14 protein-coding genes are annotated in these 16,989 nt (G+C 62.5%); 6 read left to right on the top strand and 8 right to left on the bottom strand.

Annotation, left to right across the window (positions count from 1 at the left end):
* Window positions 1-137 precede the first annotated feature (137 nt).
* Together C8D72_RS10810 and rpiB are read right to left on the bottom strand one after the other, a co-directional pair.
* A complete protein-coding gene (locus tag C8D72_RS10810; RefSeq protein ID WP_115854404.1) occupies window positions 138-1,118 on the bottom strand; it encodes a sugar-binding transcriptional regulator in 981 nt (326 codons plus the stop codon).
* 165 nt (window positions 1,119-1,283) lie between these two features.
* Window positions 1,284-1,769, bottom strand: coding sequence for a ribose 5-phosphate isomerase B (rpiB, locus tag C8D72_RS10805; protein ID WP_115854403.1), 486 nt, complete (start codon window positions 1,767-1,769; stop codon window positions 1,284-1,286).
* 413 nt (window positions 1,770-2,182) lie between these two features.
* Here rpiB and C8D72_RS10800 point away from each other — a divergent pair, with 413 nt between their 5' ends.
* The 3 genes from C8D72_RS10800 to tkt all read left to right on the top strand — a co-directional run bounded on the left by C8D72_RS10800 (window position 2,183) and on the right by tkt (window position 6,895).
* Window positions 2,183-3,898 (top strand): dihydroxyacetone kinase family protein, encoded by a 1,716-nt coding sequence (locus tag C8D72_RS10800; protein ID WP_115854402.1) that lies wholly within the window; start codon window positions 2,183-2,185, stop codon window positions 3,896-3,898.
* Between the two features lie 33 nt (window positions 3,899-3,931).
* Window positions 3,932-4,699: a triose-phosphate isomerase family protein gene (locus tag C8D72_RS10795; RefSeq protein ID WP_115854401.1), complete on the top strand. Its 768-nt coding sequence runs from the start codon at window positions 3,932-3,934 to the stop codon at window positions 4,697-4,699.
* A gap of 201 nt (window positions 4,700-4,900) precedes the next feature.
* A complete protein-coding gene (gene tkt, locus C8D72_RS10790) occupies window positions 4,901-6,895 on the top strand; it encodes a transketolase (RefSeq protein WP_115854400.1) in 1,995 nt (664 codons plus the stop codon).
* Between the two features lie 140 nt (window positions 6,896-7,035).
* Here tkt and C8D72_RS10785 read toward each other — a convergent pair whose 3' ends face one another.
* Window positions 7,036-8,088 (bottom strand): class I fructose-bisphosphate aldolase, encoded by a 1,053-nt coding sequence (locus tag C8D72_RS10785; protein ID WP_115854399.1) that lies wholly within the window; start codon window positions 8,086-8,088, stop codon window positions 7,036-7,038.
* A gap of 428 nt (window positions 8,089-8,516) precedes the next feature.
* On the opposite strand from C8D72_RS10785, the gene C8D72_RS10780 reads away from it, so the two are divergent.
* Together C8D72_RS10780 and C8D72_RS10775 are read left to right on the top strand one after the other, a co-directional pair.
* The gene (locus C8D72_RS10780) at window positions 8,517-9,680 is read left to right on the top strand and encodes a phosphoglycerate kinase (RefSeq protein ID WP_115854398.1); all 1,164 of its coding nucleotides are present in this window, start codon (window positions 8,517-8,519) and stop codon (window positions 9,678-9,680) included.
* A 143-nt stretch (window positions 9,681-9,823) separates the two neighbouring features.
* Window positions 9,824-10,267, top strand: coding sequence for a hypothetical protein (locus C8D72_RS10775; RefSeq protein ID WP_115854397.1), 444 nt, complete (start codon window positions 9,824-9,826; stop codon window positions 10,265-10,267).
* Between the two features lie 26 nt (window positions 10,268-10,293).
* Here the strand turns inward: C8D72_RS10775 and C8D72_RS10770 are convergent, their stop codons facing one another.
* The 3 genes from C8D72_RS10770 to C8D72_RS10760 all read right to left on the bottom strand — a co-directional run bounded on the left by C8D72_RS10770 (window position 10,294) and on the right by C8D72_RS10760 (window position 13,488).
* A complete protein-coding gene (locus tag C8D72_RS10770) occupies window positions 10,294-11,622 on the bottom strand; it encodes a methyl-accepting chemotaxis protein (protein ID WP_115854396.1) in 1,329 nt (442 codons plus the stop codon).
* Window positions 11,623-11,790: 168 nt separating this feature from the next.
* Entirely contained in the window at window positions 11,791-12,654 is an 864-nt protein-coding gene (locus C8D72_RS10765; RefSeq protein ID WP_211308832.1) for a M23 family metallopeptidase, read from the bottom strand.
* A 24-nt stretch (window positions 12,655-12,678) separates the two neighbouring features.
* A complete protein-coding gene (locus tag C8D72_RS10760; RefSeq protein ID WP_115854394.1) occupies window positions 12,679-13,488 on the bottom strand; it encodes a TraX family protein in 810 nt (269 codons plus the stop codon).
* A 91-nt stretch (window positions 13,489-13,579) separates the two neighbouring features.
* On the opposite strand from C8D72_RS10760, the gene C8D72_RS10755 reads away from it, so the two are divergent.
* Window positions 13,580-14,614 carry an oxidoreductase gene (locus C8D72_RS10755; RefSeq protein WP_115854393.1) on the top strand — a complete coding sequence of 345 codons (1,035 nt, stop codon included), beginning with the start codon at window positions 13,580-13,582 and terminating at the stop codon, window positions 14,612-14,614.
* Here the strand turns inward: C8D72_RS10755 and C8D72_RS10750 are convergent.
* Together C8D72_RS10750 and C8D72_RS10745 are read right to left on the bottom strand one after the other, a co-directional pair.
* Window positions 14,611-15,420 carry an SDR family NAD(P)-dependent oxidoreductase gene (locus tag C8D72_RS10750; RefSeq protein ID WP_115854392.1) on the bottom strand — a complete coding sequence of 270 codons (810 nt, stop codon included), beginning with the start codon at window positions 15,418-15,420 and terminating at the stop codon, window positions 14,611-14,613. The genes C8D72_RS10755 and C8D72_RS10750 overlap by 4 nt on opposite strands.
* A gap of 46 nt (window positions 15,421-15,466) precedes the next feature.
* Window positions 15,467-16,945 carry a protein adenylyltransferase SelO gene (locus tag C8D72_RS10745; RefSeq protein ID WP_115854391.1) on the bottom strand — a complete coding sequence of 493 codons (1,479 nt, stop codon included), beginning with the start codon at window positions 16,943-16,945 and terminating at the stop codon, window positions 15,467-15,469.
* Window positions 16,946-16,989: the final 44 nt, after the last annotated feature.

The raw sequence follows: 16,989 nt of genomic DNA, 5'->3' as shown, positions 1-16,989 counted from the left end.
GACCAAAGACGCGGGTGATGTAGTCGGGTGTCAGGGGTTATCGCACCCTCAGGGCGTCATTGCAGAGACGATCTCGGCGGGCGCCGGGGGCAGGCCCGGCAGTAGAAAGGGGAAACGGTGACGGCGCGGACAAGGGCTTATCCCTCGTCGTTGATGCGGGTCGCCTCATCCAGATGCAGAAGGGTATGGGCATTGGTGGCACTGGTCGCCAGCACATCAATGACGCCGGTGCGCAGCGCCCCCAGGATACCGGCGGCCTTGGTGCTCTCGCTGGCGATCGCGATCACCTCGGGAATGCGCGCCAGATCCGGGATGGTCAGCCCGATCACGCGGCCCTGCATGGGGGTGGTGGAGGCATTGCCGTTCAGGTCGATGAAGTCATAGCCCATCATGTCCCCGACGGTGCCGGACAGGCGCGCCTCGGCAATCTCCGAGGGCGAGAACCAGCCCATGCGCACCATGTTGCTGTCTTCTGATAGATCGCCCACGCCGATCATGGCGATATCGGCCCGTCGGGCACGATCCAGCGTCTGACGCACGGTCGGGTTGTCCAGCATGGCATCGCGCAGCTCGGCGCTGGCGACCATGGCCGGGGCATAAAGCGTTTCACTCTCACCGCCGAACTTCGCCGCCAGCCGTCGACAGATATGATCAGGATTCATGTACTCCCCGGCGCGCAGCGAGCCGCCGATGGCGCAGATGAATGAGCACTGCCGGGTGCGCTGGGTGAAGACGTTGTCGGCCACGGTACCGACGTTGCGCCCCATGCCGACCGCCACCATGGTGCCGTCTTCCAGCGTTCTCGACAGGTGATCGGCCACCAGACTCGAGACTTCGTGGCGCTGCTGTTCGGCATCGGCGCAGTCCAGCGCGATCAGCGCCCGACGGATGCCGAAGCGACGAATCAGCGCCTGCTCGATCTCGGCGGCCACCGAGGGGTGGTGGCGGACCCGCACATCGACGATGCCTTCGGCCTGCGCGCGCTTGAGCATGCGCCCGACCTTGATGCGCGACATGCCCATTCGCCCGGCGATCGCCTCCTGGGTCTCGCCGTGCATGTAGTACAGGCTGGCAATCTCGGTCATCAGCGCGATATCGGGATCGGCACGCTCACTCATCAGATACTGCTCCCAAAAGGGGTCCTGCCCTGCCAGGTGCGGCCAATCAGGGCGTCAATATGAAAACGGCGCATCATGAGATGCGCCGCTGCGTCATTCAACCCCTCGCCTGCCGGTTAGCGCCGGAAGTGCATCCGGGTCAGGATATTGTCGGCCGGGCGCGTCTCAGCCGTTGGCGCTGTCGCTGCTCAGGCCACGCTCGTATTCGTTGATACGATCTACCTTGGCCTGCGAACCGCCGCCGCTGAATTCGCTTTCCAGAAAGGATTCGGCGATTTTCTTGGCCAGTTCCACACCGATCACGCGTGCACCCATGGTCAGGATCTGGGCGTCGTTGCTCTTGCGCGCCCGCTCGGCGGAATAGGTATCGTGCGCCTGCGCGGCACGGATGCCCGGCACCTTGTTGGCCGAGATGGCAACGCCAATGCCGGTACCGCAGATCAGGATGGCACGATCAACCTTGCCGTCCTTGACGGCGTGGGCCGCGGCAAAGGCGATATCGGGATAAAGCACCGGCTCGGCATCGTAGGTACCGAAGTCTTCGACCTCGTGACCCAGCGAGCGGACGTGCTCCACCATGGCCTGCTTCATGTCATAAGCGGCTTCATCGCAACCCAGTGCGACCCGAAGCTTTTTGGTTTCTGCTGTCATGATCTCTCCCGGTGATTGATCACCCTTATACGTTGACACTGCCTAGATTACGCCTCACCGATCATATGAACAAAGCGTATTCATATGAAAAATATTGTAGATCGCCCGGCCCGAACAGAGAAACTGTATTTAAAAGTCAACAATATCATCTGTCTACCAAAAAATAACCGGAGATCTGCTCTGCAAAAGGCGATCATAGAACCAAAGTCTCATGCGAAGAGACGCGACACGGCGCTAATATAACCTGAATATTCTTAACAAATGTACATGTCAGGATCATATTATCGTTCTGACAATTTCCTGTTCGGGTGTAACGCACATCCGAAGGGGAGAGAGGCACCGAACGGCCTGCATGAGCCGACAGGTCGTACCCGGTGCCGGATCATTGTCGCCTCATCAGGAGTACGCCCGTCATGACACGCCTTTTCAACGACCCCGTTGCCTTTGTCGACGAAGCCACCGAAGGCTTTGTGGCCGCTCATTCCCATCGGGTACGCCAGGTGCCCGGCGGCGTTATCCGTAGCACGAAAAGCGAGCCGAACACCGTCGCGGTGGTCATCGGTGGCGGCTCCGGCCACTACCCCGCCTTTTGCGGCCTGGTCGGCCAGGGGCTGGCCCACGGTGCCGCGATGGGCAACCTGTTTGCCTCGCCTTCTGCCCAGCAGATTTATTCGGTCGCCCGCGCCGCCAACAACGGTGCCGGCGTGCTGCTGAGCTACGGCAACTATGCCGGCGACGTGCTTCATTTTGGTCAGGCCCGCGATCGCCTGATCAGCGAGGGCATTCCCTGCGAGATGGTCAAGGTCATCGATGACGTCTCCAGCGCCAGCCTTGAAGAGATTCAAAAGCGTCGCGGCATTGCCGGCGACCTGACCGTGTTCAAGATTGCCTCGGCCGCCGCCGAAGCCGGCTATTCGCTTGAAGAGGTGGTGCGCGCGGCAGAAGCCGCCAACCTGCGGACCCGTTCCTTCGGCGTGGCCTTTGACGGCTGCACCCTGCCCGGCGCCGACGACGCCCTCTTCCATGTGCCGGAAGGCAAGATGGCCGTCGGCCTTGGCATTCACGGTGAGCCCGGTATCAGCGAACAGGATATCCCGAGTGCCGATGAACTGGCAGAGCTGCTGGTCAAGCGGCTGCTGGAAGAGCTGCCTGAAGGCGTGAAAAGTGCAAAGGGCGCGCGGGCTTCGGTGCTGCTCAACGGTCTGGGCACCGTCAAGTATGAAGAGCTGTTCGTCGTCTATCGCCGCGTCAATCAGCTGTTAAAGGATGCCGGACTCGAGATTGTCGAACCCGAGGTGGGCGAACTGGTGACCAGCCTCGACATGGCCGGCGCCTCATTGACACTGTTCTGGCTCGACGAGGAGCTCGAGAAGTTCTGGGCCGCCCCCTGCGATACGCCCGCCTACAGCAAGGGCAGCGTGGTCAGCGCCGAGCAGCTCGACGCGGCCGAGCTCGACATTCCCGACCCGGACGCCATCCCCGAGGCCACCAGCGAGTCGCAGGAAGCGGCCGAAAAGGTGCTTGCCGCGCTTGAGGCCACCTATAAGGTCATCGAGGACAACGAAGAAGAGTTCGGGCGTATTGATGCCGTGGCCGGTGACGGCGATCACGGCATCGGCATGGCCCGCGGCGGCAAGGCAGCGCTGGAAAAGGGTCGCGAAGTGAAGGAGCGCGGCGCCGGCGCCGGTTCGCTGCTGCGCATGGCGGGTGACGCCTGGGCCGATCGAGCCGGCGGCACGTCAGGGGCCATCTGGGGCGCGGCGCTGCACTCGCTGGCGATGGCCATCGGCGACGAGCAAAAGCCGGATGCTGCACGCATTGCCCAGGGCGTCCGGGATGCCCGCGACAACATCATGCACTTTGGCAAGGCGAAGGTCGGTGACAAGACACTGATCGATGTGCTGGTGCCCTTCAGTGAGGTGCTCAGCGAGCGGGTCGAGGCCGGCGATGATCTGAAAACCGCCTGGCAGGCCGGCGCCGAGCGCGCCGAACAGGCTGCGCAAGACACCGCTGATCTCGTGCCGAAGATCGGCCGCGCCCGCCCGCTGGCAGAAAAGAGCAAGGGCACCCCGGATGCCGGCGCCGTGTCGCTGTCCATGATCATCCGCGCCGTCGTGGATGTGCTGTAATTCATTCTCAACGGTCTGCCCCAGGAGAGAGACATGACTGCGCCCCTGCTTATCGGCACCAGCCTCAAGATGTATTTCGGCTATCAGCAGACGCTGGACTGGTGTCGTCAGGTAACGGATATCGCCCGTCGACATCCTGCCGTGACGCAGGGGCATGCAGCGCTTTTCATCATGCCCTCGTTTCCGACCCTGGCGCCGGTGCTGGAGATGGTGCGCGGCACCGATATCCGCATCGGGGCGCAGAACCTGTCCGACCAGCCCCCCGGCGCCTGGACCGGCGAGGTCAGCGCCGCCATGCTCGCCGAGATGGGCTGTCGCTGCGTCGAGATCGGTCATGCCGAACGCCGTCGTCACTTTCATGAAGATGAGACGCTGGTTGCCGCCAAGACCGCGCTGGCCATGACGCACGGGCTCTCGCCGGTGCTGTGTGTCGGCGAGGGTGAGGAAGGTGACCCGGAGGCAGCCGCCAGCGAGTGCATCCGACAGATGGAAAGTGCGCTGGCCGAGACCCCGCACCCCCGGGAAGCCGACCTGATCGTGGCCTATGAGCCCCACTGGGCGATTGGCGCCAGCCAGCCAGCCTCAAGCGAGCACATCAGCGCCGTCTGCATGAAGCTTCAGGCGTATCTGGACGGCCACGGCGGCGGGTGCGTCATCTATGGCGGCAGCGCCGGTCCGGGGCTGTTGTCACGTCTTGAAGGCAGCGTTCAGGGCATGTTTCTGGGGCGTTTCGTGCACGACGCCCGCGCCTTTGAGCAGATTCTCGATGAGGTCATGACGCTTCATGCAGCGTCTCGTTGATGGCAGCGCATGGCCTGGCACACCGGTTTCGGCACATCCTTCTTGAAACCTGGGGGGCGACATCACCATTTCATGCAGCTACTCTTGGCGAATAAACATGTACGGAATCGATGCGGGCCCGGCACCAGTGACGCAGTGACGTGATTGATGATGCCGCCGGCCCCCTTTCACTACCACTATCAGGCAGGAGTTCACCTAGATATGACCTCGCGTCGTCACCTCGCCAATGCCATCCGAGCGCTTTCGATGGATGCCGTGCAGAAGGCCAATTCCGGCCACCCGGGCATGCCGATGGGCATGGCTGACATCGCAGAAGTGCTCTGGAACGACCACCTCAGACACAATCCGGCCAACCCGGACTGGGCTGAACGCGACCGTTTCATCCTCTCCAACGGCCACGGCTCGATGCTGCACTATTCGCTGCTGCACCTGACCGGTTACGACCTGCCGCTGGAAGAGATCAAGAACTTCCGCCAGATCGGCTCAAAGACCCCGGGCCACCCGGAGCACGGCTACACGCCGGGCATCGAGACCACCACCGGGCCGCTGGGTCAGGGGCTGGCCAACGCCGTGGGCATGGCCGTTGCCGAGCGTACGCTGGCGGCCCAGTTCAACCGCGACGGTCATGAAATCATCAACCACCGCACCTGGGTCTTCGCCGGTGACGGCTGCATGATGGAAGGCGTCAGCCACGAGGCCTGCTCGCTGGCCGGCCACCTGGGCCTGGGCAATCTGACCGTCTTTTATGATGACAACGGCATCTCGATCGACGGTGAAGTCTCCGGCTGGTTCTCCGATGACACCGCCAAGCGCTTTGAAGGCTATCACTGGAACGTCATTCGCGACGTGGACGGTCACGATGCCGAACAGATCGATGCTGCCATTCGCGAAGCGAAGGACGTCACCGACAAGCCGACCCTGATCATCTGCAAGACCGTGATCGGCTTTGGCTCGCCCAACAAGGCCGGCAAGGAAGAGAGCCACGGCGCTGCCCTGGGCGAAGAGGAAGTCGAAGCCGCACGCAAGCAGCTCGGCTGGGAGCACGGCGCCTTCGAGATTCCCGATGACCTCTACAAGGCATGGGATGCTCGCGACAAGGGCCAGCAGCTCGAAGACGAGTACAAGCAGAAGATGGCCGCGTATGAAAAGGCCCATCCTGAACTCGCTAAAGAGCTTCAGCGTCGTTACAACGGCGAGCTGCCGGAAAACTTCGACGGTGAAGCCCTGATCCAGCGCGCACAGGAAAAATCCGAGACCACCGCCTCACGCAAGGCCTCGCTGGGCGTGCTCAACGAGCTGGCCCCGGACCTGCCCGAGCTCTTTGGCGGCAGCGCCGACCTGGCCCCGTCCAACCTGACCCTCTGGAAAGGGGCGAAGGCGATCAGCAAGGACAATTTCGACGGCAGCTACCTGCACTATGGTGTGCGCGAGTTCGGCATGGGCGCGATTGCCAACGGCATCGCCACCCACGGCGGCTTCATTCCCTATGACGCCACCTTCCTGGTGTTCATGGAATACATGCACAACGCCGTTCGCATGTCGGCCCTGTCGCACACGCGCATCATCCACGTCTTTACCCACGACTCCATCGGTCTGGGCGAAGACGGACCGACCCACCAGCCGGTCGAGCAGCTGGCCGATCTGCGCAATCTGCCGGGTCTGGCCACATGGCGCCCCTGTGATGCGACCGAAACCGCCGCCTCCTGGGTGGAAGGTCTCGAGCGCGAAACCGGCCCCACGGCGCTGATCTTCTCGCGTCAGGACCTGCCGGCGCAGTCGCGCGATCACGAGCAGGTGAAAAACATCCGCCGCGGCGGCTACATCCTGCATGACTGCGACGGCCAGCCCGAGCTGATCCTGATCGCCACCGGCTCCGAAGTGGGTCTGGCGATGGACGCCGCCAAAGAGATCGAAGGCAAGGGCACGAAGGTGCGCGTGGTCTCCATGCCCTGCACCACCAAGTTCGATGAGCAGGATCAGGGCTATCGCGATTCCGTCCTGCCGCCGTCGGTGCGCAACCGCATGGCGATCGAAGCGGCCATCCCGTCGACCTGGTACAAGTACGTCGGCCTGGACGGCCACGTGTTCGGCATGACCACCTACGGCGAATCCGGCAAGGGTGGCGATCTGTTCAAGCACTTCGGCTTCACCGTCGAGAAGGTTGTCGAGCGCGCCGAGCAGATGCTCAAGGCGTAACCCGCCGACAGTGCCCGGGCGACCAGCGTCGTCCGGGTCCCTTCGAGGCGATCCTGTTTCAGGGATCGATGTTCGAAGACAAAAGAAAGGGCCCGGCAATCATTGCCGGGCCCTTTTGCGTGACGCTCATAACCTGCCGATCAGGCGATGGTGACGTCCTTGTCGAGGTAGACATCCTGAATGGCGTTCAACAGGGCCACACCCTCTTCGCGCGGCTTCTGGAAGGCCTTGCGGCCGGAAATCAGGCCCATGCCGCCGGCACGCTTGTTGATGACCGCGGTACGTACGGCCTCACCCATGTCGGAGTGGCCCTTGGAGCCACCGCCGGAGTTGATCAGCCCGGCACGACCCATGAAGCTGTTGACGACCTGATAGCGCGCCCAGTCGATCGGGTTGTCGCTGACGAGCTCGTCATAGACGCGGTCATGGGTATGACCAAAGCCGACCGCGCGATAGCCACCGTTGTTCTCCGGCAGCTTCTGCTTGACGATATCGGCATTGATGGTCGCCGCCAGATGCACGGCCTGACTGGTGAGGTCAGAGGAGACGTGATAGTCAGTGCCATCTTTCTTGAACTCGGGGTTACGCAGGTAGGACCACAGTACGGTGACCATGCCCAGCTCGTGCGCGCGCTCAAACGCCTCGCTGATCTCCTGGATCTGGCGACGGCTTTCGGGCGAACCGAAGTAGATGGTGGCACCGACCGCGACACAGCCCATGTCATGGGCCTGCTCGACCTGGGCGAACAGCGTCTGGTCGTAGATGGCCGGATAGGTCAGCGTCTCGTTGTGGTTGAGCTTGACCATCATCGGGATGCGGTGCGAGTAGCGACGCGCCACCGAGGACAAAACGCCCAGCGTGGAGGCGACGCAGTTACACCCACCTTCAATGGCCAGTTCAATGATGTTTTTCGGATCAAAGTACTGGGGATTGAGGGCAAAGGAGGCACCGGCCGAGTGCTCGATGCCCTGGTCGACCGGCAGCATGCTGACGTAGCCCGTGCCACCGAGTCGGCCGTGGTTAAAGATGCTCTGCATGTTGCGCAACACATGCGGCGAGCGGCTGCTGTCCATCATGACCCGATCGATGAAATCGGGACCCGGCAGGTGCAGGTCTTCTTTCCTGAACCCGGCACAGGTATGGTTCAACAGGCTATCCGCTTCCTCTCCCAGCAGCCTGGCGATATCTGTCATTATCTTCATCCTCTTTTCTACGAAAGATTTTGCATCGCCGCAGGCCAATGCCGCGGCCTGAACAGCATAAGCAACTATACGTTGCAGTTCATGTCATGTTTTGTCAGTAGTATTCACGCATGAAGAAAGCTGCACGACATGTCTGTCACAGACGACCACGTGCTCAGCGCCGCCATGACTGGTTCACATTGTGAGGCGTGGGTGACACGCCCCACTTGACCGCGGTGCGCGCCACTGCCACCCCCTGGACGAAAGTCTCATGCCTGCCGAAGTGCGCAAAACGTCGATAATGACGCCCGGCGTGGCTGTCTTCGTTTTCCGTGTCCCTGCTATGCTGGAGACAGTTGCCAGGTTGGCCCTGCAGGTGATGTCAGGGTCATTGTTACCGCTCAATGCTTACCACTTAACACCAATACGGGAGTAGCGACATGACTGTGCGCAAGATGTCCGAGCTGAATCTCGCCGGCCAGCGTGTCCTGATTCGTCAGGATTTCAACGTGCCGATCAAGGATGGAAAGGTCACCTCGGATGCCCGCATTCGTGCCAGCCTGCCCACCATCCGCACGGCCCTTGAACAGAATGCGCGCATCATGCTGATGAGCCATCTGGGACGTCCGACCGAAGGGGAGCCCAACGATGAAGAGTCACTGGCGCCGGTAGCCAATCATCTGGGTGAACTGCTGGGCATGACGGTACGCCTGGAGCGCGATTATCTGGAGCAGGACCCCGAGGTGAAGGAAGGCGAGGTCGTGCTACTGGAGAACGTGCGCTTCAACAAGGGCGAGAAAAAGGATGACGAGTCGCTGGCAAGGAAATACGCCAGTCTCTGCGATATCTACGTGATGGACGCCTTCGGCACCTCGCATCGTGCCGAGGCCTCGACCCACGGTGTGGCCCGCTTTGCCCCGGATGCCTGCGCCGGGCCGCTGCTCTCCTCGGAGCTGGACGCGCTCGAAAAGGCGCTGGCCAATCCGAAGCGCCCGATGGTCGCCATCGTCGGCGGCTCCAAGGTCTCGACCAAGCTTGAGGTCCTCAATGCCCTGTCCGAGAAGTGCGACCAGCTGATCGTGGGCGGCGGTATCGCCAATACCTTCATCGCCGCCGCCGGCTACAACGTGGGCAAGTCGCTGTACGAGGCCGACCTGGTGGATCAGGCGAAAGCCCTGATGGACAAGGTCAACGTGCCCCTGCCCATCGACGTGGTTGTGGCCACGGAGTTCTCCGACAAGGCCGAGGCAGTGACCCGTAACGTCGATGAAGTCCGTGATGACGAGATGATCCTCGATGTCGGCCCGCAGACGGCACAGACCTACGCCGACGCCCTGCGTGAAGCCGGCACCATCCTCTGGAACGGCCCGGCCGGCGTATTCGAGATCGAGCAGTTCAGCGCCGGCACCCGGGCCATGGCCAATGCCATCGCCGACAGCAACGGCTTCTCGATCGCCGGCGGCGGCGACACCCTGGCGGCGATCGATCAGTTCGGCGTCACCGATCGGATCTCCTATATCTCCACCGGCGGCGGCGCCTTCCTCGAATACGTGGAAGGCAAGACCCTGCCGGCCGTCAGCGCCCTGCGTGACGCCGCGAAGTAATCCTCGCCACCGGTACTGACCCATAGGAAAAAGGCCCTGCCTTCAAAAGAAGGCAGGGCCTTTTGTGTAACGCCGTTTTACCATCATGTTTCCGTGCTGCCTTCTCGGCGCTACACTGCGACAAAGTGCAAGAAAGGCCCTTCATGAACAAACGACTCTTTTATGCCGGTAGCTGGCCGGATTCGGCCGCCCTGCTCGAAGGCGCCCTATGGGTAGGCTATGCCTGGAGCATCCAGTGGTCACTGGTGAATCATCAGAGTCTCGCCTTTCTGCTGGCAACCCTGCTGGTACTGATCTGTGCTCTCACCACGCTGCTCTGGCAGCCGTTGAAACTGACGCTGGCACGCTACCGGGTCAGAAAGCGTCGCACCGAAATGTGGATGCACATTCTCTATCCGCCGATGCTGCTGGCCCCGCCGCTGTGGTGGCTGCTGGAGCGCATTGTCGGCACCCTCCCCGATGCCCAGCAGTGGACCCTGGCCTGCCTTTTGATGACGGTGGGCTGGCTGGTGTTTTTGATCTCGCTTTTGATCAAGCGCCTGATCCGCCAGTACCGTCGGTCGTTGAGCGATCACGCCGCGGACTGACAGCCCACCCGGGGCATCTTCTGCCCCTAAAAGCTTTCCCACTCATCGACCGTGGCTGTCCGGGATGGCGCACGAGGCGCTTCCGGTCGGGAGAGGCTGCCCTTTGAGGTGTCAGGCCTTTTAACGTTTTTTGAAGCGGGCGTCGGCATCGAATGCGCCGGTGCCTCAAAAGCACGAGCCGGCACGGCCGCTGCAGCGCTGCCTGTCGTTGAATGGGCCAGACGGAACACCGAGACGGCTTTGACCAATGCCTGCGACTGCTGATGGAGCCTGCGGGACGCCTCACCGTTTTGCTCGACCATATGTGCATTGTGCTGCGTGGTCTGATCCAGCTGCCCGATGGCCTCGCCCACCTGGCTGACACCGGTGCTCTGCTCGGCGCTGGCACGGCTGATATCCCCCATGATGTGGTGAACACGCTTGATGGAGGTCACTACTTCCTCGATGGTTTGTCCGGCCTGATCCACCAGTGCCGTGCCCTCTTCGGTACGGGTCACGCTTGCCGAGATCAGCGCATTGATCTCACGTGCCGCCTCGGCACTGCGGCTGGCCAGACTCCTGACCTCGCCGGCCACGACCGCGAAGCCACGCCCCTGCTCGCCGGCCCGGGCCGCCTCGACCGAGGCGTTGAGCGCCAGGATATTGGTCTGAAAGGCGATATTGTCGATCACGTTGATGATCTCCGAGATACGCCGGGCACCGTCGTTGATCTCCTTCATGGTCACCACGACGTTACCGAAGACCTCACCACCGCGTTCGGCCACGCTGGCGGCGCTGGTGGCCAGCTGTTCGGCATCACGAGCGTTATCAGCGTTTTGACGTACCGTGGCACTGAGCTCCTCCATGGCGGCGGCTGTCTGCTCCAGCGCACTGGCCTGCTGCTCGGTGCGCGAGGAGAGCTGGCTGTTGCCCTGCTCGATACGGCCACTGGCATGAGACACTTCATGGGCAGTGTGGCGGACATTGGCCACCGTCTCCTGCAGCCGGTCGGTCGTACGGCTCAGGGCAGCCATGATGCTACGATCGTGTTCACCATAGGCCCAGCGTGAGACATCAAGCTCACCCCGTCCGATCGCTTCGGCCAGCGCGCGCACCTCACCCGGCTCGGCGCCCAGCGTTTTCAAAAGCCCGCGCGTAATCAACGTGGCAATCACGATGCCCAGCAGCACTGCCAGCGTGCACAGGGTAATCATGGTGGCCTTGAAGCCGCCGCTGATGCCGCGCACCACACCCACCCGCCATACCCCGATGGCGGTCAGCAATACGATCAAAAAGAGCACGGCAGAGAAGCCGAGTATCATGCGGCTACGCACACGCATGTTTGAAAAAGTTGAGACGCCTGACGCCATTGCCATGTGAGCCACCTGTCTTTATTAACGCACCATTAAATAGTGCGCTATTCGTATGGACAGAGGTTACCGCCATGACGACCCGAAATCTGAAGTGCTCCCGCCATTCAAAATACTCATGGCGGTCATAAAGACCGCCACCTTGTCGAAATGCCACACGCCCGCCTGTCGCTACTAACGCTTTAGCACCAGCAGCGGATCGATACGGGTATCAAACCAGTTCATGCCCCAGTGCAGATGCGGCCCGGTCGCACGCCCGGTCGCACCCACCTCACCGATCACATCGCCCTGCGCCACGCGATCGCCGACCTTCACATCAAGCTTTGACAGATGCAGGAAGTTGGAGCTGATGCCGTAGCCGTGATCGATCAGCACCGTGCCCCCGGTCAGATACAGATCCGGGTTGGCAAAGGTCACGATACCGCCAGCGGGTGCCTTGACCGGCGTACCGGTGGGCACCGCAATATCCATGCCCGAATGGGCCGAGCCTGGCGTGCCGTTATAGACGCGCTGATTGCCAAAGCGCCCACTGATACGCCCCTTGACCGGCCAGATGAAATCCTCGGTGAAATCGGTAATGCGCTCATCGCGGGTGCGCGCCTGGCTGACGCCGGCCTGTTCGCGGCGAATGCGCTCGGCGATCTCCGGCGGCGGCGACACGGTCTTTGGCGGCACGCCGTCGATGCGCTCGACGGGGAAATCACGCGACGTCACCCGAATACCCACCGTGCGCGATTGCCCGTCGGGCGGCGTAATCTCGACCCGGCTTTCACCTTCGGCCTCGCGACCGATGCCAAACACCACCGTGCCGTAGTCGGTCACGCCCAGCGTGCGTCCGGCGTGCGTCACCTGACTGCCGGGCGGCACCCGCCCGATCACCATGCTGCCCTGCTGAACCTGCTCGGGAAAGACGATGGGCACCGGCGTCTCGGCTGCTGCCGGCCCGGCCACAAACGCGCTGACCATCATCAGCGCCGGCAGCAGCCTCGACAGGGCGCGTCGCAGGCCGGTCATTGAACTCATTACATCAAGGGACATGGTTCACTCACTCTCGGGTCGATATCAGGTGGGCAGCAGATAAGGGAGATAAACGATCAGGGCAATCAGGGCCAGATGCCCGGGGTACCATGACAGCCACAGCCAGCGCGGCATGCGCACCACGCCTGGTATCCAGCGCGCCAGACCCGCGGCAATCACCAGCACCACCAGCGTGGTCGAAAACGCCACGGTCTTGCTGATCGTATAGATGTTGAGCTGGGCCGTGATCAAAAGGATCGGCACGCCGGCAAGCCAGGCCCAGATGCGCGCCACGCCGTGATCGAAGCGCTGATAACACGCCATCGCCAACATGAATCCCGGCACCATCAACAGACCAAAACGGCCGTACTCCAGCAATGGCCCCACGGTGTACCAGACGATCAGAGAAAGCGCCACACCCGCGGCAGTGATGATCCGAGTGCGCCCGTCTCTGGGCGGTGACACCAACAGCTGACGCAGCCAGGCCCCCCAGACCAGCCCAAAGGCCAGCGTAAAGCACACGTTGATCACCAGCACGCTGGAGTAGCGCGGCATCAGCATATAGGGTAACTGGGCGATCAGACCGATGATCAGGATGCGGCGCGCATAGCGCATGGGATTGCGGGTATCGAAAAGCCCGTGCCAGGCCACCATGGCGGCAAACAGCGGAAACGCGACCCGCCCGATGGTGGAACTGGCCCAGCCGAACTGCCAGGAGAGTTCGTTGGACAGCGCATAGCGCACCACGTGGTCCACGGTCATCGAGATCAGGGCCAGCCACTTGCCCCAGTCTGTCCAGCGCGACAGGATGGCGTGTCTGGAGCCCGGCGGTGGCTGAGTGGTTGTATCGGTCATGCGCGCACCCTTGTTCGATCAGGTTGGGAAAGATGACATCACAGGCCGCAGACGACGCGGCCACGTCCACAGGATGACACGGAGGTAATCCATGCACTCCCCTCTCAAGACCGTCATTATCGGCTACGGGCTGGTCGGGCGCGTCTTTCATGCGCCCCTGCTTCGCCATACCGATGGCATGACCCTCAAGGGCGTGGTGTCCAGCCGCCCTGACGATGTTCACGCTGATCTGCCCGATACCGAGGTCTACTCGAGTGCCGAGCAGGCCTTCAAGGACCCCGAGGTTGATCTGATCGTGATCGCCACGCCCAACGACACCCACGCAGATCTTGCCGTGGCGGCGCTGGAGGCCGGCAAGCATGTGGTGATCGACAAGCCCGTGGCGCTTGATGGCAAGGAGCTTGAGCGCATCATCGCCTGCGCCCGCTATCATGACAGAGTTTTCAGCGTCTTCCAGAACCGGCGCTGGGACGCCGACTTTTTGACCCTCAAGGGGCTGCTGGATGCCGACCGCCTGGGCAGTGTCACCCGCTGCCACCTGCACTATGACCGCTTTCGCCCCGAGGTACGCGACCGCTGGCGCGAGCGCCCCGGCCCCGGCAGCGGTGCCTGGTATGATCTGGGCGCGCATCTGGCCGATCAGGCCGTGACCCTGTTCGGCACACCAAAAGCCGTCTACGCCGACCTGGCCACCCTGCGACCCAGCGGCGGTGCCGTGGATTATTTCCACGTCCTGCTGCGCTATGACGACCGTCGGGTGGTGCTCTCAAGCCACGCCCTGAGCGCCTGTGACAGCCTGCGCTACGCCGTCGACGGCACTCGTGCCTCTTATATCAAGCACGGTCTGGATACCCAGGAACAGACCCTGCGCGATGGCGGCACGCCGGGTCAGCCCGGCTGGGGGGAAGACCCGACGCGCGGCGTGCTCTACCAGGGCGAAACCGGCGACAGTGAAACCATCGACAATGTCCGCGGCGACTACCGCGCCTACTATGACAATCTCGTCGCGCACCTCAGGGGCGAGGCCGAGCTGGCCGTGACGCCCGAGCAGGCGTTTGATGTGATGCGCGTGATCGACGCCGCCCATGAGAGCAGCGCCACCGGGCGCGAGATCGTACTCGACTAGCGCGAGCCTTTGGCCGAGCCCGGCGCCGAGATGAGACGATGGCGCTGGGCCTTTTGCAACTCGCTTTCCATGCGGTTGAGCACCTCGGCCTCATACTCCACCGAGTGCCCACCACCGTAGGCGGTGTCATGGCCGCTCATCAGCGCCACATAGCCGTCACGGGCGACATCGGCCGGGTCGAACTTCTCCATCGCGCCGACTTCGGTCTCATCCTGACCGGCGCGGTGGAAGAAGTTGGTTTCGGTCGGCCCGGGCAGCAGCAGCGTCATCTGCACCCCGCTGCCCTGGATCTCGTTGCGCACCGCGTAGAAAAACGAATTGATGAAGGCCTTTGAGGCGCCATAGATGGCCTCAAACGGGATCGGCGTGGTGCCCGAGATCGATGAGGTTAGCAACAGCTTCCCCTCGCCGCGCTCGACCATGGCCGGCAACAGCCGCTTGGTGAGCTGCACCGTCGACATCACGTTGATCTGAATCAGCGAGAACTCGTCTTCCAGCGCCGTACCATCAACAAACGCACCGCCCAGCCCTATGCCTGCATTGAGCGCGGCGGCATCGAGGGTGCGACCGCTGTCGGTCACGGCCTGACAAACCTTGTCGACTTCATCGGATCGGGTCAGATCCGCCGCGCAGGTGGTCACTGTCACGCCATAGCCTTCCAGCATCTCGCACGTCTCTTCCAGGCCGCTGCCCCGAGAGACGATCAAAAGGTCATAACCGTCATTGGCAAAGCATTTGGCCAGTTCCAGACCGATGCCGTTGGTGGCACCGGTCACCAGTGCGAACGTCCTGTTCGATGTCGTCATCCCTGTCTCCTCTGCTCTGAATACACATGAATCTGCAACCACGCGTTTACGTACCGCAGAAGGTACGAAATACGCCCTCATCGGGCCCGGCCGGCAACGTCCAGGCCTCACGCCCGGGCTGCTCGTCAAACGGGTGGGCGAGAACCTCGCGCAGCGTCTCGAACGGCTCGAAGTTGCCCTCGGCGGCCGCACTGAGCGCCTGCTCGACCTGATGGTTGCGCGGAATATAGAGCGGGTTGACCGCATGCATCCGACGTGCGATCTCGTCACCGCTGGCCGCCTCGCGGGTCAGACGCTGACGCCAGCGCGGCAGCCAGTCGCGCATGTCGGCATCCTGTTCAAACAGCGCCAGCAAAGCGTCATCTGCCGCCTCGTCACGGGCGCACTCGCCGAGCTGTCGAAAGGTCAGGGTGAAATCGGCGCGCCCGACCCGCATGGCCTCCTGCAGGGCCTCGATCAGCTCCTGATCGTTGTCTTCTTCGTGATGTCGAAGACCGATCTTGTCACGCATGACCGCAAGCCAGGCCGCCTGATACTGCTCGGAGAACCCCTGCACCACCTCGGTGGCACGCTCGATCGCGCGCTGCTCGTCCTCGTCGAACAGCGGCAGCATCGCCTCGGCCAGACGCGCCATGTTCCACTGCAGAATCACCGGCTGATTGACATAAGCATAGCGCCCGCCGGTATCGATCGAGCTGAACACGGTCTTTGGGTCATAGCGCTCCATAAAGGCGCAGGGGCCGAAGTCGATGGTCTCGCCCGCAATCGAGGTGTTGTCGGTGTTCATCACGCCATGAATAAAGCCCACCCCCATCCAGCGCGCCACCAGTTCGGCCTGGCGCTGCTGAATGGCTTTCAAAAGCGCCATGTAGCGATCTGTCTCGGGCGTTTCAAGCAGCTCGGGGTAGTGGCGCTCGATCACGTGATCGGCAAGCGTCTTCACGGCCTCGGCATCATGGCGCGAGCCAAAGTACTGGAAGGTGCCCACCCGGATATGGCTCGACGCCACGCGCGTCAGCACCGCCCCGGGTTCAGGCATGCGCCGCATCACCCGCTCACCGGTGGTCACCGCCGCCAGCGCCCGCGTGGTGGGAATGCCCATGACATGCATGGCCTCGCTGAGCAGATACTCGCGCAACACCGGTCCCAGCGGCGCACGGCCATCGCCGCCGCGGGAAAACGGCGTGCGCCCGGCGCCCTTGAGCTGAATGTCCCGCAGCGCGCCGTCGCGGTCGGTCACCTCGCCCAGCAGCACAGCGCGGCCATCGCCCAGCCGCGGCGAGAAACCACCGAACTGGTGGCCGGCATAGGCCTGGGCGACCGGCTCGGCACCGGGCGGCACTTCATTGCCGGAAAACCAGTCGGTGGCCGTTTTCTCATCAAAGGCTGACAGATCAAAACCGAGCGTTTCGGCCAGTTCGCGGTTGAACGCCACCAGCTCGGGCTTCTCGACGGTGACCGGGGTAAAGGGTTCAAAAAAATGGGTCGGCAGGCGCGCATAGCGCAGGGTAAAGGTCGGAAACATGGTGACTCCAGCGGCAGATGCCGCGTATTGATGAAATGATCCGT

It is taken from the genome of Kushneria indalinina DSM 14324, from assembly GCF_003385845.1.
GTDB lineage: Bacteria > Pseudomonadota > Gammaproteobacteria > Pseudomonadales > Halomonadaceae > Kushneria > Kushneria indalinina.
This window is presented reverse-complemented; position numbering and strand designations above follow the sequence as displayed.